General features: G+C 57.5%; 14 protein-coding genes. 8 read left to right on the top strand and 6 right to left on the bottom strand.

Annotated features, from left to right (window positions below; genetic code table 11):
• The first annotated feature begins 85 nt into the window (after nucleotides 1-85).
• Nucleotides 86-787, top strand: a complete 702-nt coding sequence (locus D3F01_RS01335) for a response regulator transcription factor (RefSeq protein WP_242885641.1) — start codon at nucleotides 86-88, stop codon at nucleotides 785-787.
• Nucleotides 788-1083: 296 nt separating this feature from the next.
• Nucleotides 1084-3102 carry an FAD-binding protein gene (locus D3F01_RS01330; protein WP_242885639.1) on the top strand — a complete coding sequence of 673 codons (2019 nt, stop codon included), beginning with the start codon at nucleotides 1084-1086 and terminating at the stop codon, nucleotides 3100-3102.
• Between the two features lie 120 nt (nucleotides 3103-3222).
• On the opposite strand, the gene D3F01_RS01325 is transcribed toward D3F01_RS01330, so the two are convergent.
• The 4 genes from D3F01_RS01325 to proC form a co-directional block, all read right to left on the bottom strand.
• Nucleotides 3223-3663, bottom strand: a complete 441-nt coding sequence (locus D3F01_RS01325) for a methylglyoxal synthase (RefSeq protein WP_005932722.1) — start codon at nucleotides 3661-3663, stop codon at nucleotides 3223-3225.
• A gap of 398 nt (nucleotides 3664-4061) precedes the next feature.
• Nucleotides 4062-5324: a glutamate-5-semialdehyde dehydrogenase gene (locus D3F01_RS01320; RefSeq protein ID WP_227612329.1), complete on the bottom strand. Its 1263-nt coding sequence runs from the start codon at nucleotides 5322-5324 to the stop codon at nucleotides 4062-4064.
• Between the two features lie 3 nt (nucleotides 5325-5327).
• The gene (gene proB / locus D3F01_RS01315) at nucleotides 5328-6104 is read right to left on the bottom strand and encodes a glutamate 5-kinase (protein ID WP_215665807.1); all 777 of its coding nucleotides are present in this window, start codon (nucleotides 6102-6104) and stop codon (nucleotides 5328-5330) included.
• Nucleotides 6105-6108: 4 nt separating this feature from the next.
• On the bottom strand, nucleotides 6109-6915 hold the full coding sequence (gene proC, locus D3F01_RS01310; protein ID WP_227610728.1) for a pyrroline-5-carboxylate reductase: 807 nt from the start codon (nucleotides 6913-6915) through the stop codon (nucleotides 6109-6111).
• Between the two features lie 300 nt (nucleotides 6916-7215).
• On the opposite strand from proC, the gene D3F01_RS01305 reads away from it, so the two are divergent.
• The 3 genes from D3F01_RS01305 to D3F01_RS01295 all read left to right on the top strand — a co-directional run bounded on the left by D3F01_RS01305 (nucleotide 7216) and on the right by D3F01_RS01295 (nucleotide 11227).
• Nucleotides 7216-7806, top strand: a complete 591-nt coding sequence (locus D3F01_RS01305; RefSeq protein WP_278251973.1) for a TetR-like C-terminal domain-containing protein — start codon at nucleotides 7216-7218, stop codon at nucleotides 7804-7806.
• Nucleotides 7807-7954: 148 nt separating this feature from the next.
• Nucleotides 7955-9730 (top strand): oleate hydratase, encoded by a 1776-nt coding sequence (locus tag D3F01_RS01300; protein WP_242885635.1) that lies wholly within the window; start codon nucleotides 7955-7957, stop codon nucleotides 9728-9730.
• Between the two features lie 72 nt (nucleotides 9731-9802).
• Nucleotides 9803-11227, top strand: a complete 1425-nt coding sequence (locus D3F01_RS01295; protein ID WP_242885633.1) for a radical SAM protein — start codon at nucleotides 9803-9805, stop codon at nucleotides 11225-11227.
• A gap of 210 nt (nucleotides 11228-11437) precedes the next feature.
• Here the strand turns inward: D3F01_RS01295 and D3F01_RS01290 are convergent, their stop codons facing one another.
• Together D3F01_RS01290 and D3F01_RS01285 are read right to left on the bottom strand one after the other, a co-directional pair.
• A complete protein-coding gene (locus tag D3F01_RS01290; protein ID WP_097771049.1) occupies nucleotides 11438-12649 on the bottom strand; it encodes an AI-2E family transporter in 1212 nt (403 codons plus the stop codon).
• Nucleotides 12650-12700: 51 nt separating this feature from the next.
• On the bottom strand, nucleotides 12701-14047 hold the full coding sequence (locus tag D3F01_RS01285) for a butyryl-CoA:acetate CoA-transferase (RefSeq protein ID WP_242885631.1): 1347 nt from the start codon (nucleotides 14045-14047) through the stop codon (nucleotides 12701-12703).
• A gap of 374 nt (nucleotides 14048-14421) precedes the next feature.
• Between D3F01_RS01285 and coaD the strand changes: the two genes are divergently transcribed.
• From coaD to D3F01_RS01270, 3 genes are all read left to right on the top strand, one after another.
• Nucleotides 14422-14925 carry a pantetheine-phosphate adenylyltransferase gene (gene coaD / locus D3F01_RS01280; protein ID WP_186850660.1) on the top strand — a complete coding sequence of 168 codons (504 nt, stop codon included), beginning with the start codon at nucleotides 14422-14424 and terminating at the stop codon, nucleotides 14923-14925.
• Between the two features lie 88 nt (nucleotides 14926-15013).
• A complete protein-coding gene (locus D3F01_RS01275; RefSeq protein ID WP_005932742.1) occupies nucleotides 15014-16228 on the top strand; it encodes an acetyl-CoA C-acetyltransferase in 1215 nt (404 codons plus the stop codon).
• Nucleotides 16229-16344: 116 nt separating this feature from the next.
• Nucleotides 16345-17130, top strand: coding sequence for an enoyl-CoA hydratase-related protein (locus D3F01_RS01270; RefSeq protein ID WP_242885630.1), 786 nt, complete (start codon nucleotides 16345-16347; stop codon nucleotides 17128-17130).
• Nucleotides 17131-17155 lie beyond the last annotated feature (25 nt).

Genomic DNA, 17155 nt, shown 5'->3' with positions numbered 1-17155 from the left:
AACCGGTTGAGAACAGCCCGGAAATACGGTATACTAGATAAAGATATTATAGCAAATTCACGCCGAAAAGGGGAGGGTAAACAGGATGATCCGCATTCTTCTGGTGGAAGATGATCCGGTGATCCGGGACACTACCAGCTATTTCTTGAACTGTCAGCAGAATTTTGAGGTGGTCTGCGCTGACACCGGCGGCGAGGCGCTGAGCCACGCCCGGGAAAAGTTCGATGTGATCCTGATGGATATCCTTCTGCCGGATACCAACGGCATGGAACTGTGCCAGCGCCTGCGCAGCTGGTACCACTGCCCCATCATTTTCACTTCCTGTCTGGACGATACAGACACAGTGGTACGGGCGCTGGAATTGGGCGGCGATGATTTCCTGACCAAGCCCTACAACCACAAAGTTCTGCTGGCTCGCATCATGGCAAACATCCGCCGTGTCCAGATGGATGCCGCAGAGCCCAGTGTCAGCGGCTACCACTGTGCGGCCTTTACGCTGGATCCCAACAGTCATTGTGTGGAAAAGGACGGCCGGAGCATCCATCTGGCCGACATGGAGTACCGCATCCTGACCCTCTTCATCCGGCATCCAAACACCTTCTTTACCGCAAACGAGCTTTACCGGAAGATCTGGGGGAAGGAGAGCCTGGGGGATGTCCGCACTGTGCAGGTGCACATCCATAACCTCCGCAGTAAGATCGAGCCCGACCCTGCAAAGCCCATCTACCTCAAAAATGTCTGGGGCAAAGGTTATATTTTCCGCCCGGAAGGGGAGACGGAAGTCTGAAATGGTTTTGCTGTCTTAAATATCGTTAACCCTCAAAGCACCCACTTCTTAAGGAAACTTAAGCCGTGGGTGTTTTTTCTGCTCTGATTTGACCGTTATTTATCAAACAAAGTGGGAAACGGGAATTTTCCAGTGAAGAAACGGTAAAGATGTTTAAGAATTCTTAAAAGACAACAGGCAGACTTTGTGTTAATTTATTATCGAACGAAGTCTGCGCCGTATTGTGGCGGTGCGTTTCGGATAAGAGGAAAATCGAAGAATAAGAACAGAAAAAGAGAAGAAAGGATCATCCAAGCATGAACAAGATCTCGCGTAAAGGCTTTCTGAAGATCGCCGCTGCCGCTGCCATGTCCGGTGTCACCGCTGGTGCACTGGCTGCCTGCAACGCTGCAAGCTCCTCCACCGCCGCTTCCTCCGGTGCAGCAGGCAGCTACACCCCCGGTACCTACACCGGCACTGCCGAGGGCATTTCCTCTACCGTCAAGGTCACCATGACCTTCTCTGACAGTGCTGTGACCGACGTTGTGGTCGATACCTCCGGCGAGACCGCTTCCTACGGCGCTGCTGCTGCCGAGGAGCTGAAGAACCAGCTGCTGAACGCCGGCTCTGACGAGATCGACGGCGTGTCCGGCTCCACCATCACCTCCGATGCCGTGAAGAAGGCCGCCAAGAGCTGCTTTGCACAGGCAAAGGGAGAGGCAACTGTAACTTCCGTTCAGCTGCCCACCGGTGACGAGACCGATTGGCTGGGCAAGGAGCCTGACATCGACGAGGCTGCCATCACCGAGACCGTGGACACCGACATCCTCATCGTGGGTGCCGGCAACGGCGGTATGTTCGCTGCTGCTTATGCCGCTGCCAAGGGCCTGAACTTCCGCGTCATCGAGCAGAACGGCAATGTGCAGGATACCCGTCACTGGGTGGGTGCCGTGGACGGCTTTGGCGCTCAGGAACAGGGCATCAAGATGGATCGTGCCAAGCTGCTGAGCGAGGTCTCCCGCTACGCTTCCGGCAAGTGCGACCAGCGCGTGGTCAAGACCTGGATCAACGAGTCTGCCGAGATGATCGAATTTGTCCGCTCCATCATGGAGGACAAGTACGGCGTGAAGATGATCTACACCTACGGCGACGAGGCCAAATGGCCTGCAGAAAACGCCGAGCACAACACCGATTATATGTACCCCGAGATCGAGTATACCTATGATCGCTCCAGTGGTGCCGCCCGGAACGAGCTGCTGCTTCAGTACATTCAGGAGCTGGGCTACGATGTGGACTTCAAGACCAGTCTGGCCAAGCTGGAAAAGAACAGCGATGGCCGCATTACCGGCATCGTCGCCCAGAGCACCGAGGATGACCACTTCATCCGCTACAACGCCAACAAGGGCGTGCTGCTGGCCTGCGGCGGCTTCCCCGGCAACCCCTACATGATGGAGCAGCTGGATCCCCTGGGCACCTCCGTCACCACCGCATGCTCCTACTCTCCCTCCGATAAGGGCTACGGCATCCGGGCTGCAATGTGGGCCGGTGCCAATCTGGACAAGGAGGCCGCTCCCATGCTGTTTGACCGCGGCATCGTAGCCCCCGGCGTGGATGGCGGCTATGTGGACAGCGACACTGCCTTTGGCGGCAAGGCTTTCCCTGGTACCATCCGTCAGTACAACCCCGGCACCCAGCCCTTCCTGAAGGTGAACCGCAACGGCGAGCGCTTTGCCAACGAGAGCAGCCCCTACAATGACATCGTCTACGCCGCTGCTCACCAGCCGGGCCGTGTCTACGCTCAGATCTGCGATGCCAACATTCTGGAGGACGCAAAGCGTTTCCACACCATCGGCTGCTCTGCCCAGACCCGTAACGGCGGTGAGAAGTACATTCAGGGTAAGATGGACGAGGCAATCGAGGCCGGTGCATTGTTCAAGTGCGATACGCTGGACGAGCTGGCTGACAAGATGGGCTTTACTGGAGCTGCCAAGGACACCTTCCTTGCCACCGTGGAGCGCTACAACGAGCTCTACGACAAGCAGAACGACGAGGACTTCGGCAAGCCCGCTTACCGCCTCAGCGCCATCCGCACCGCTCCCTTCTACGGCTGCTGGCTGGGTGCCTCTCTGCTGACCACTGAGCAGGGCATTGCCATCAACGAAAAGGGTCAGGCTCTGGACAACGATAACAAGCCCATGCCCGGCCTGTATATCACCGGCGATATGTCCGGCAGCTTCTTTGCCAACAACTATCCCTGCTTGATGGCTGGTGTTGCCATGGGCCGCACCCTGACCTTCGCCATGAAGAGCATCAAGCAGATGGCCGGTCTGGAATGATGTCACTCCCCGGAAAATGAACTGAAAACCGCATAAAAATGCAGCGCCGCTGAAGCCCTGAAAAGCTTCGGCGGCGCTGTTTTACGTTTCCCTCTATACACAAAAAATGTCAGGCAGTCCTCAGCACACGGCGCGGCGGGGAGCGGCCAGAGGCTCGATCACCGGCGGGTGCATCCCTTCCCGGTAGTCCAGATCCCCCTGATCCATGCCGCGGAGCAGTACCTCGGCGGTGGCAATGTTGGTGGCAATGGGTACGCTGTGCATATCGCACAGGCGGAGCAGATTCTGCTCGTTGGAGCTGCCGCTGTCGGCTCGGAGCGGGTCGCGGAAGAACAGCACCAGATCCACTTCATCGCAGGCAACACGGGCGGTGATCTGCTGGATGCCGCCCAGCTTTCCGGAGAGATAACAGTGAACTGGCAAGCCGGTAGCCTGGTTCAACATCCGGCCGGTGGTACCGGTGGCGATGACAGTGTTCCGGGACAGGATACCACTGTAGGCGGTGCAGAACTGAAGTGCAAGTTCTTTGCGGGAATCATGTGCAAGAATGGCAATTGTCATAATTCGCCCTCTCCTTTGTACTAGTGTCGTCATGCGGGCAGCTGTTTGAAATGGATTGCTGTTGTGGGAAGAACAGTTCCGGGCACATTTCAAAACGCCCCGCTGAACTGATTCCCACACCTTCCAATATAGTTTTACCGCGGCGAAATATGGGTTGTCAAGTGGAAAATGAGAATTTTTGCCCTAATTTCAGCTAAAAGTATGACTTTGTTTTTGTACAGAATGGAGAAATGAAAAATACATCGTGATACGAACGGAAAAATATTTTTCGGAATTCTGGGGCGAAAGTGTTTCTGCTGCAAAAACAGTCCATCCCTGCAAAACAAAAATACAGGCCGCTGTCCTTCCACAGCGGCCTGTAAGAGAAAAACGGAAAATAGCTTTCACATTTGAACGGTTCAGCGGATCTGGCCGCTGCCGTGAATGATGTACTTGTAGCTGCACAGCTCTTCCAGCCCCATGGGGCCACGGGCGTGGAGCTTCTGGGTGGAAATGCCCATCTCGCACCCCAGCCCGAATTCCCCGCCATCGGTGAAGCGGGTGGAGCAGTTGACATAGACCGCCGCGCTGTCCACCGCCGCCGTAAAGAGGGCAGCATGGGCCTCGTTCCGGGTCAGGATGGCTTCGCTGTGGCCGGTGGAGTGCGCGGCGATGTGGCCGACGGCCTCCTCCACGTTATCCACGATCTTGATGGCCAGAATGTAGTCCAGAAACTCGGTGTCAAAATCCGCAGGGCCTGCAGGGGTGCCGGGGATGATGGCGGCGGCACGCGGGTCCAGCCGCAGCTCCACCGGATGCAGTCCCTTTGCAGTGCGGTCAGGGCCCAGCCGCCGGGCCAGCTTGGGCAGGAACTCTGCCGCAATGTCACGGTGCACCAGGCACACCTCCTCCGCGTTGCAGACGCTGGGGCGGCTGGCCTTGGCGTTTTCGATGATGTCCAGTGCCTTATCCTGCTCGGCAGAAGCATCCACGAAGATGTGGCAGATGCCGGTGCCGGTCTGGATGCAGGGGACTTTTGCGTTTTCCACACAGGCGCGGATGAGGCCGGCCCCGCCGCGCGGGATGAGCAGATCCACATAGCCCACCGCCGTCATCAGGGCGTTGGCCGAAGCGTGGGTGGTGTCCTCGATCAGGCAGACCGCTGTTTCGGGCAGGTCGTTTGCCCGCAGACCCTCTCGCAGAGCCGCTACAATGGCGTTGGCACTGCGCCATGCCTCCCTGCCGCACCGCAGGATGCAGGCATTGCCGCTCTTGATGGCGAGGGCAGCGGCATCGCTGGTCACATTGGGGCGGCTCTCGTAGATGATGGCGATCACGCCCATGGGCACGGCGGTCTTTTCAATGACCAGTCCGTTGGGGCGCTCTACCCGGCGCAGAACTTTGCCCACCGGGTCGGGCAGGTCAGCCACTTCCCGGATGCCCTTTGCCATGGCGCTGATGCGTTCCTGTGTCAGGGCCAGCCGGTCCAGCATGACCTCCGAGATGTGCCCCCTGGCTGCTTCCAGATCGGCGGCATTGGCCTCCAGAATGGCCTGCTGGCGGGCAGGGGAGCAGAGCGCCTCCGCCATGCCAAGCAGGGCGGCGCGGCGCACCTCGCCCGAGGAGAGGCCCAGCGCGCTTCTTGCCGCGCGGGCGGCTTCCAGGATCTCCTGTGTCGTCATGGGTCAGCCCTCCTTTCTGCCCGCAAAGCGGGTGCCTGCGGGTCTGCCGTCTGCAATGTCGTAGAGCAACTCCGGGTGGGAACCGTTGGCGATCACCATGTCCGCGCCCTCTGCCGTTACCATCTGGGCAGCACGGAGCTTGGTGGACATGCCGCCAGTGCCCAATGCGGAGCCTGCCCCGTCTGCCAGCGCCAGCACCTCCGGGGTGATGCGCTCTACCACCGGGATGAGCTTTGCGTCCGGGTGGGTGTGGGGATTGGCGGTGTACAAGCCGTCGATGTCGCTCAACAACACCAGCAGATCCGCATGGATGCAGCAGGTGACGATGGCGGCCAGTGTATCATTGTCGCCGATGGAGGTGATCTCATCAGTGGCAACGGTGTCGTTCTCGTTGATGATGGGCAGCGCACCCAGCTCCAGCAGCCGGGTCAGGGTGTTCTGGAAATTCAGCCGCCGTCCCTCGTGCTCCACATCCACGCCGGTGAGCAGGATCTGCGCCACGTTGTGGTTGTAGGCGGTGAACAGGCGGTCGTAGGTGTACATCAGCTCACATTGGCCCACAGCGGCGCAGGCCTGCTTGGTGGCCATATCACCGGGGCGGGAGGGCAGGGACAGCTTGCCCACTCCCATGCCGATGGCACCGGATGAGACGAGGATGACCTCGTGCCCTGCGTTCTTCAGGTCGCTCAGTACCTTGACCAGATCCTCTGTGTGGCGGATGTTCAGCCGTCCGGTGGAGTGTGCCAGCGTGGAGGTGCCCACTTTGACGACGATGCGCATAAACTTAACCCTTTCCCATTTCCTTTGTCTTGTCGTAGGCGGCAATCACCGCATCGGTCACAGCGCCGCGGAAGCCGTGCTCTTCCAGCACGCGCACGCCCTGAATGGTGCTGCCGCCGGGGCTGCACACTGCGTCCTTGAGCTCGCCGGGGTGTCTGCCGCTTTCCAGCACCAGCTTGGCGCTGCCCAATACCATCTGGGCAGCGTATTCCTGTGCCTTGGCCCGGGGCAGGCCGCAGGCCACGCCGCCATCGGCCAGCGCTTCAATGAACTGATACACCCAGGCCGGGCCGCAGCCGGAAACGCTGCTTGCCGCGTCGATCAGGGCCTCGGGCACAGCGTCCAGCCGCCCGGCGGGAGCCATTAGCTTCAGAAACTCCTGCTCCTCCTCCGCTGTCACATTGGCGGAGCAATACTGGATCATGCCTGCCCCCACCGAAGCCGGGGTGTTGGGCATGATGCGGATCACAGGGTAATCTTCCCCCGCCATCTCCTGGATGCGCGCGATGGAAAGCCCTGCCGCCATGCTGCACAGGATGAAGCGGCTCGGCCGCTCGTTCAGGGTGAACTTAAGCGGGGCCAGCAGAGCCTCCATCATCTGGGGCTTGACCGCCAGAAAGATCAGGTCAGAGCGGCCCGCTACCTCGGCGTTCGTGGTGGTGTTGCAGCCCAGCTCTGCGGCCAGCGCCTCTGCCTTGGCGGCAGTGCGGTTGGCAAGATAAACATTCTGTGGGTCGGCAGCTTTGCAGACGGCCCGCGCAATGGCACCGCCCATGTTCCCACAGCCTAAAAATCCGATGGTCTTGATCATACTTACTTTCCCTTCCTTTCTCACTCAGAAAGAAATAAATGGAACGCACATTCGTTCCACTCCATCCATTGTAAGCATCCGGAGCCAGAAAATCAAGAGGAAACCTCCCGGAAACCCGGCAAAAAGGCGGAGGGACGGCTGCAAAATGGAGAAGAACGTGAAAAAAATATCAAAATGAGAGATTTTGAACTTGCAAAACGGGGGGCATTTGCGTTATAGTATAAAGGAAGTATTCTTACTTCTCTGGCCCCATAGGGCGGCTACCACGGTCAGCGGCACAGTGTGTGCCGCTGGGAAAGGATGGATCTCGTGTCGCAAACTACAAAAAGGGCGCTGGAGGCATCGCTGAAAAAGCTGCTGCTTCAAAAGCCGCTGAATAAGATCACCATCAATGATATCACCGAGGACTGCGGCGTGAACCGTATGACCTTCTACTACCACTTCAAGGACATCTACGACCTCGTGGATTGGATCATGGTCGAAGATGCCGCCAAGGCGCTGGAGGGCAGACAGAGCTTTGAGAACTGGACAGATGCCTTTCTGGATATTCTGCATCAGGTGCAGGACAACAAGGTTCTGGTGATGAATGTCTACCGCTCCGTGAGCCGTGAGCAGGTGGAGCAGTACTTATATAAACTGCTGGACCCCATGCTGCGGGACTTTGTGGATTGCAGTGCGCAGGGCTTTACCGTGCAGGATGCCGACAAGCAGTTCGTCGTGGATTTTTACAAATACGCATTGGTTGGCATGGCACTGGAATGGATCCGCAGGGACATGAAGGAGGACCCCGTCCGGATGACCGAGCGGCTGAATGTTCTGCTCCACGGCGATCTTGAGCGGGCGCTCCGCCGCTTCCGCACCGACCGCAGCCCCGCAGATCTTGACGACTGACAATGTTTTATCAATCCGGGCACCGTGATGGGTTTTCCATCACGGTGCTTTTTCTGTTTATGGCTTTCCGTTTGACAAAATGTTACAGTATGGTCAGCGCAAAATGAAAGGTGAAAACCTGGAAACCACAGCAAACGGAGGGAATAAAATGTATTATTCCAGCGGGAACTATGAGGCCTTTGCGCGCCCGAAAAAGCCTGCGGGAGTGGATCGGAAATCGGCCTATCTCGTGGGCACCGGTCTGGCGGCGCTGACAGCTGCCTGCTACCTGGTCCGTGACGGTCAGATGAAAGGGGAACATATCCATCTCTTTGAAAAGGGAGCCATTCCCGGCGGTGCCTGTGATGGCTGCCAGTACCCCGGCATCGGTTATGTGATGCGGGGCGGCCGGGAGATGGATGACCATTTCGAAGTCATGTGGGATCTGTTCCGTTCCATCCCGTCGCTTGAGACCGAGGGCGCAAGCGTGCTGGATGAGTACTACTGGCTGAACAAGGCAGACCCCAACTACTCGCTCTGCCGCGCTACGGAAAACCGGGGGCAGAACGCCCACACCGATGGGAAGTTCGGCCTTTCGGATCAGGGCTGCATGGAACTCATCCAGCTCTTTTTTACCCCGGATGAGCAGCTCTATGATAAGCGCATCACCGATGTCTTTGACGCGGAGGTGTTCTCTTCCAACTTCTGGCTCTACTGGCGCACCATGTTCGCCTTTGAGAACTGGCACAGCGCACTGGAAATGAAGCTCTATCTGAAGCGCTACATCCACCATGTGGGTGGTCTGCCTGATCTGCGGGCACTGCGCTTCACCCGGTACAACCAGTACGAGAGCATGATCCTGCCCATGATCCGCTATCTGGAGGGGCACGGCGTGCGCTTCCACTACAACACCAAGGTCACCAACATTGAGTTTGAGCTGACCGGGGGCAAAAAGCAGGCCAGGACCATCTGCCTGCTGGTGGACGATGAAGCGGAACGGGTGGACCTGACCGAGAATGATCTGGTGTTCATCACCAACGGGGGCTGCGTGGAAAGCACTTCCATCGGCTCTCAGGATCAGCCTGCAGTGTTCAACCCCACCCTCCGGCCCGGCAACGGCTGGGATCTGTGGAAGAAGATCGCCGCGCAGGATGAGGCCTTTGGCCGCCCGGAAAAGTTCTGCTCCGATCCGGAACAGACCAACTGGATGAGCGCCACGGTCACTACGCTGGACGAACGCATCGTGCCCTACATCCAGAACATCTGCCAGCGTGACCCGTTCAGCGGCAGGACCGTCACAGGCGGTATTGTCACGGCGCGGGATTCCGGCTGGCTGCTCAGCTGGACGTTCAACCGTCAGCCCCAGTTCCGGGATCAGCCCAAGGGCCAGCTCGTGGGCTGGATTTACGGCCTGTTCAGCAACACGCCCGGCGACTACATCAAAAAGCCCATGCGGGATTGTACCGGCAAAGAGATCTGCATGGAGTGGCTGTATCATCTGGGAGTCCCCGAAAACCAGATCGAGGACCTGGCAGAGCACAGTGCCAATACCGTGCCCGTAATGATGCCCTATATCACAGCTTTCTTCATGCCCCGCACCGCAGGCGACCGTCCGGCGGTGGTGCCGGAGGGCGCAGTGAACTTTGCCTTCATCGGCCAGTTTGCCGAGACGAAGCGGGATACCATCTTCACCACCGAGTATTCCATGCGCACCGGCATGGAAGCCGTGTACACCCTGCTGGATATCGACCGGGGCGTGCCGGAGGTCTGGGGCAGCACCTACGATGTCCGCGACTTGCTGAACGCCGCTGTTCAGCTGCGGGATGGCAAACCCCTGAGTGATCTGAAAATGAACTGGATCAAAAAATTTGCACTGGGCAAAGCGGTAGAAAAGGTACAGGACACCGACCTGGGCCGTCTGCTGCTGGAGTATAAGATCATCTGAGCGCCGGAAATTCAGCCCGGCAGGCAGGGAAGAGAGCCCTGCAAAATTCTATGGAATCTGGAGGAAATAAAAATGAATACCGCATTTGATTCTCTGACGCACAAAATGCAGCGTGCTGCACTGGGCAAGACTGTGGATCTCGTGCTTTCTCATGCCGAGAAGGACCCCGCCAAGACGGTTGGACAGATCGTAGATCTTTCAAAGCAGTTCTACGGCGATTCCTTCAGCGAGGAAACCTATGCACACGCCAAGCAGACCCTGACCGACCCCAACAGCAAGTGGTCGAAGCTCATCAACTGTATGCTGAACCAGCTGGATCCCAACGTGGCCCGCACCACGGCCCTGAACCTGGGCTATGAGGCCTTCTTCCGCGGCACCAAGACCATCCGCGAGAATCGTGTCAAATATCAGTGCAACATTCCCTGGCTGATCCTGTTTGACCCCACCTCTGCCTGCAATATGCACTGCGTGGGCTGCTGGGCCGGTGAGTACGGCCACAAGAACAACCTGAGCTTCGATGATATGGATAAGATCGTCACCGAGGGCAAGGAACTGGGCGTTTATCTGTACATGCTCACCGGCGGTGAGCCGCTGGTGCGCAAGGCTGATATCCTCAAGCTGGCCGAGAAGCACAACGATGTGCAGTTTGCCATCTACACCAACTCCACCCTGATCGATGAGCCTTTCTGCAAGGAAGTGGTCCGTCTGGGCAATATTGCGTTTATGCTGTCCATTGAGGGCACCCCGGAGACCAACGATGCCCGCCGCGGCGAGGGTCACTATGCTGCCGTTATGCGCGCGATGGATCTGCTCAAGGAGCACGGCATCCTGTTCGGTACCTCCATCTGCTACACCCGCGACAACATCGAAGCCGTTACCAGCGATGAGTTCATGCGTTTCCTCTGCGATAAGGGTGCACACTTCGGCTTCTACTTCCACTACATGCCCGTGGGCAACGAGGCGGCGCCTGAACTGATGCCCTCTCCCGAGCAGCGCAAGTACATGATCCAGCGCATCCGCTATCTGCGCAGTGAAGCCTGCGATATCCCGTTCTACCCCATGGACTTCCAGAACGACGGCGAGTTCGTGGGCGGCTGCATTGCCGGCGGCCGCAACTACTTCCACATCAACTCCGCCGGTGACGCAGAGCCCTGCGTGTTCATCCACTACTCCAACGCCAACATCCACGACAGCAGCATTCTGGAGATCCTGCAGAGCCCGCTGTTCATGGCCTACCACAACGGCCAGCCCTTCAACAAGAACCATCTGCGTCCCTGCCCGATGCTGGAAAACCCCGAGCTGCTGCGCAAGATGGTTCACGAGACCGGCGCTCACAGCACCGACCTCCAGAGCCCGGAAAGCGTCGATCATCTGTGCGAGAAGTGCAAGGCTTACGCCGCCAACTGGCAGCCCACCGCCGACGAGATCTGGTCTCACCACAAGATCCGTGAGAGCCGCTACGAGAACTATAAGGATTGGAAGCCCAATCAGCAGTAATTGCAGGTACTCCCCCTGAAATCTCCCTTTTTGGTTTATTTGCCCTGAAAGCCGAAGCTCCCCCTTCCCCAAGCGCCGAGACAGCGCCGGGAAGGGGGAGCTTTGCATTTCTCGGCTGCTCTGAGAAAATCATGCGGTAGGAATACAAAAACCGGCCCCGCCTCCCATGCAGGAGACAGAGCCGGTTTTGCGATTCTATTGCGTTTGGGATCACTCGTCGTCGGGGTCACCGAAGGCATCGTGATAGAGGTTTACCATGCCGGATTCGTCGTTGCGATTCAGGCCGTGGAACACCAGCTTTTTGATGACATCATAGATGACCGCGAAGAGCGGCACGCCGATGATCATGCCCACAAAGCCCCACAGGCCGCCAAACAGCAGGATGGCAAAGAGCACCCAGAAGCTGGAAAGGCCGGTGGTGTTGCCCAGGATCTTGGGTCCGATGATGTTGCCGTCCACCTGCTGCAGCACCAGAACGAACAGCACGAACCAGAGCGCCTTGATGGGGTTCTGAATCAGGATGAGCAGGGTGGCGGGGATGGCACCGATGAAGGGGCCGAAGAAGGGGATAACATTGGTCACGCCGATGATGACCGACACCAGCAGGGCGCTGGGGAACTTGAAGATCAGGCAGGCAATATAGCACAGCACGCCGATGATGGCAGAATCCAGGATCTTGCCGTTGATGAAGCCGCCGAACATCCGGTCAGCGTAACGGACTTCCTCCATGATGAGGTCGGCCCAGCGGGGCTTGACCAAACTATAAAGGATGAGCTTGCCCTGCTGCCCGAATTTCTTCCGGCTGGCCAGCAGATACACCGAAACGATGAGGCCGATAATGAAATTTTTGATCCAGGTCACCACATTCACCACGCCTACAGCGGCACCGCTGAGGATGTTCTGCATGGAGGGGAGCAGGGTGTTTTTGATCCAGGCATCCAGGTTGGCATCCAGGCTGTCGTAAGAGTTCTCGATGAAGTCCAGCAGCTTTTTGTTGTTGGCAATGAACTCCTGCTTGGAGATCCACTCCACAAAGTCGCCGATGTTGTCACGTGCCGTGTAGTACAGGGCAGTCACGCTGTTGATGAGCTGCGGCACGATCATCATGATCAGGGCGTAGATCAGCAGCAGGCCGAACAGGATGGTCAGAGCAACGGCCAACATGTTGGCAAAGCGGTGCATCTTTTCCGGGAACAGCTTGTGGAGAAATGCTTCCAGCCAGTTGCACACCGGCTTGAGCAGATAGGCAATCACACTGCCGTAGATAAAGGGCATCAGGATGCCGGTCAGGGTCGAAACGGCATTGCCGAAGCCCTGAAAGCGGTAGATCAGGAAAAAGAAGAGAATACTCAGGCTGATCGCGCCAAAGCCTGCGAACATTCCGTAGAGATAGGGTTTGATATGCGGTTTTTTGTCCATCATGTCATAGAAACTCCATTCCTGCCGCAGACAGCAGGATTCCCTGCGGCAATGTCAGCGCTTGTTGCTCCTGCGCCAGATGTGCAGTTTTTCGGCTTCGGCGATCAGCTCGTCCCGGAAATCGGGGTGTGCCACGCTGATCAGTGCTTCTGCCTTTTCCCAGCTGGTCAGTCCCTTCAGGTTCACACAGCCGTATTCGGTGCACAGGTAGTGCACGTTTGCGCGGGTGTCGGTGACGATGCTGCCGTTTTCCAGGGTAGGACGGATGCGGCTCTCCAGCTTGCCGGTCTTTTTATTCATAAAGGTAGAGGACAGGCAGATGAAGCTCTTGCCGCCGTTGGAAAGGTATGCGCCCAGAACAAAGTCCAGCTGACCGCCTGCACCGGAAATGTGCTTGATGCCTGCACTCTCCGCGTTCACCTGACCGAACAGGTCAATATCCACCGCATTGTTGATGGAGATGAAGTTGTCGATGGCGGAGATGCTGCGGATGTCGTTGGTGTACTCCACGGGAGCGGCCATGCACTCCGGGTTGTTGTTCAGGTAATCGTACATCTTCTGGGTACCGGCACCAAAGGCATAGACCTGACGGCCCTTGTCCAGATTCTTGTGGCGGCCGGTGATCTTGCCTGCCTTTGCAATATCCACAAAGGCATCCACATACATCTCGGTGTGCACGCCCAGATCCTTCAGGTCGCTCTGCGCGATCAGGTTGCCGATGGCGTTGGGCATACCGCCGATGCCCAGCTGCAGGCAGGCACCGTCGGGGATCTGCGGGACGATGAGGTTTGCCACCTTCAGATCGACCTCGGTGGCGGCACCGGCAGCGGCCATCTGGCCGATGGGCGGGTTGCTGCCCTCCACAACACCGGCAACCTGGGAGATGTGCACCCAGTTCTCGGTGCCGCCCAGGCATTTGGGCATGTTCTGGTTGACTTCAACGATGATCTTTTTGGCCTTATCGCAGACGGCACCCAGGTGGGAAGCACAGGGGCCAAAGTTGAAATAGCCATGCTCGTCCATGGGGGTCACCTGGAACACCGCCACATCCACGGGGTCAGAGCTGTCGCGGTAGTAGCGGGGCAGTTCAGAGTAGCGGATGGGGGAGTAGAAGGAGAAGCCCTGGGCAATGGCCTTGCGCTCAATGCCGCCCATGTGCCAGCTGTTCCAGGTCATGTGGGCAGCGGGATCCTCGATCTGGAAGATGGCGGGCACCCACATCAGGATGCCGCCGCGGAAGTTGACATCCTCCAGCTCAGGCAGACGCTTTGCAATGGCAGCGTCCACTGCAACGGGGGTGTTCACGGCCCAGCCGTAATCCACCCAGTCGCCGCTTTTGACCAACGCGGCAGCCTGGTCAGCTGTCATTTTCTTCTGCGCATACAATTCCGTAAAATCCATTATAAACCATCCTCTCTTACAATAACATAAAGGAATTGTAAATTCCAACTTAGTTATATCATTAACAAACGGGAGAATCAATACTTTCCTGGCAAAAAACAGGGCTGGATGCAATATGACTAAAAATCTTAGCTTTTTGTAGAGATTCTTTGGTGCACAAAAAATAAATTTTACACAAAAAATACTTGATAAAATTTTGACGATGTGCTTTACTTATAGCGTAGCAGGATGCAGCGTGGCACTGCGGGTAAGATTGTTTAAAAATTAACGATACACCGCAGCAGAAGAAAAGAACATCTTGCACAGCAAACTGGAAAGTGCTATCATGTCAGAACCAATGCGCTTTTCAAAGGCGCGCAAGGAGGACAAAACCGATGGCAACTGCAGTTTACCCCGGGTCGTTCGATCCGGTCACACGAGGTCATCTCGATATCATCAAGCGCGCGGCAAAGATCAATGATCACCTGATCGTGGCCGTGCTCATCAACAGTGCAAAGCACCCATTGTTCACCGTGGAGGAGCGGGTGGCCCTGCTGCAGGAATGCTGCAAGGGGATCCCCAATGTCACGGTGGAGAGCTTCGACGGCCTGACCGTGGAGTTCGCCAAGAAGCGCCATGCTTCGGTCATGGTGCGGGGCCTGCGGGCGGTAACGGATTTTGAAAACGAGATCCAGCTGGCGCAGACCAATCACGCGCTGATGCCTGGTATTGAGACCATGTTCCTTGCAACCAGCATCAAGTGGAGCTATCTTTCCTCTACCATTGTAAAGGAAGCCGCCCGCTACGGCGGCAGCATCTCCAAGTTCGTTACTCCGAATGTGGAAGCTGCCGTGGAGCAGAAGATGGCCGAGCTGCGCAGCAGGGGAGAGAGCGTCTGACCCCCGTTCCTTATGCAAGAAACGCTTCGGCGTTTTGATAAAACAGTCTTTCTTAAATCACAACATACACAATCAGGAGGCTATTCACATGAAAAAGATCGTTATCGCATCTGCATGCCGTACCGCCATTGGTAAGTTCGGTGGCACCCTTGCCAATGTCCCCGCTGCTGAGCTGGGCTCCATCGTCATCAAGGAGGCTCTGAACCGCGCAAATGTCAAGCCTGAGCAGGTCGATCATGTTTACATGGGCTGCGTGATCCAGGCTGGTCTGGGTCAGAACGTTGCCCGTCAGGCTTCCCTGAAGGCTGGCCTGCCCATCGAGACCCCCGCTGTCACCGTCAACGTGGTCTGCGGTTCCGGTCTGAACTGCGTGAACATGGCTGCTCAGATGATCGAGGCAGGCGATGCTGATATCGTGGTCGCAGGCGGCATGGAGAACATGGACATGGCTCCCTTTGCAATGATGAAGGGCCGCTACGGCTACCGCATGGGCGCTCCCATGGGCAAGAGCGAGCTGGTCGATACCATGGTCAACGATGCTCTGTGGGATGCCACCGGCTTCAACAAGCACATGGGTATGACCGCTGAGAATGTCTGCACCAACGAGACCTTCCAGAAGAAGTACGGCTACAGCCCCATCACCCGCGAGATGCTGGATGAGTTCTCCTACAACAGCCAGGTCAAGGCCGACAAGGCCATCAAGGACGGCGCTTTCAAGGACGAGATCGTTCCTGTTGTCATCAAGGGCAAGAAGGGCGACACCGTGTTCGATACCGATGAAGGCCCCCGTCTGACCCCGGTCGAGAAGCTGGCAACCCTGAAGCCCGCTTTCACCAAGGACGGCATCGTGACCGCAGGCAACTCTTCCGCCATCAACGACGGCGCTGCTGCTCTGGTCATTATGAGTGAGGAGAAGGCCAAGGAGCTGGGCGTTGAGCCTCTGGCAACCTGGGTCGCTGGCGCTCTGGCCGGTGTTGAGCCTGAGGTCATGGGTCTGGGCCCCATCGCAGCAACCAAGAAGGTCATGGCAAAGACTGGCCTGACCGTTGCTGACATGGACCTGATCGAGGCCAACGAGGCATTCGCTGCCCAGTCTGTGGCTGTCAGCCAGGCTCTGAACTTCGATATGAGCAAGGTGAACGTCAACGGCGGCGCAATCGCTCTGGGCCACCCGGTCGGCGCTTCCGGCGCTCGTATCCTGGTCACCCTGCTGTACGCTATGAAGCACCGTGGTGCTCACAAGGGTCTGGCTACCCTGTGCATCGGCGGCGGCATGGGCTGCGCTACCATCGTTGAGATGTAAGCTCCCCCTTTGGAATTGAAATGAATGACAGCCCGCGCCCCGGCTCAGACCGGAGACTCTGCCGGGGCGCGGGAACTGTTTTGAAACGCTGAGAATTTGAATTGGAGGTTTTCACAATGGCTTTTGTAAAAACCGAGGTGCAGGGCGCTGTCGAGATCATCACCATCGACCGTCCCAAGGCACTGAATGCCCTGAACCCCGAGGTTCTGGCAGACCTGAAGGCAGCTTTTGAGGCTGTCGATCAGGAGGCCATCCGCTGCATTGTCCTGACCGGCGAAGGCGACAAGAGCTTCGTTGCAGGCGCTGATATCGGCTCCATGAGCACCATGACCAAGGCAGAGGGCGAGGCCTTCGGCAAGCTGGGCAATGACGTGTTCCTGATGATCGAGAGCTTCCCCATCCCCGTCATTGCAGCCGTCAACGGCTTTGCACTGGGCGGCGGCAATGAGCTGGCCATGAGCTGCGACATCCGCATCTGCTCTGACAACGCCGTGTTCGGTCAGCCCGAAGTCGGCCTGGGCATCACCCCGGGCTTCGGCGGCACCCAGCGTCTGGCACGTCTGGTCGGCATGGGCATGGCAAAGCAGCTGGTCTACTCTGCCCTGAACATCAAGGCAGACGATGCTTACCGCATTGGTCTGGTCAACGCCGTGTATCCGCAGGCTGAACTGATGGAGAACGTGCTGAAGCTGGCCGGCAAGATCGCCAAGAACGCTCCCATTGCAGTGCGCAACTGCAAGAAGGCCATCAACGATGGCATCAGCCTGCCCATTGAGAAGGCTGTTGAGGTCGAGGAGAAGCTGTTCGGCGATTGCTTCGAGACCCACGACCAGAAGGAAGGCATGGCCTGCTTCCTGAGCCGTGAGAAACCGAAGCCCAAGGCAGTGTTCACCAACAACTAATCAACTATACAATTTTTGATATTAA

Origin of the sequence: Faecalibacterium sp. BCRC 81149 (genome assembly GCF_022750605.1) — a bacterium.
GTDB classification, from domain to species: Bacteria; Bacillota; Clostridia; order Oscillospirales; family Ruminococcaceae; genus Faecalibacterium; species Faecalibacterium duncaniae.
Note: the sequence above shows the minus strand (reverse complement) of the source record. Positions and strands in the feature narration are given on the sequence as shown.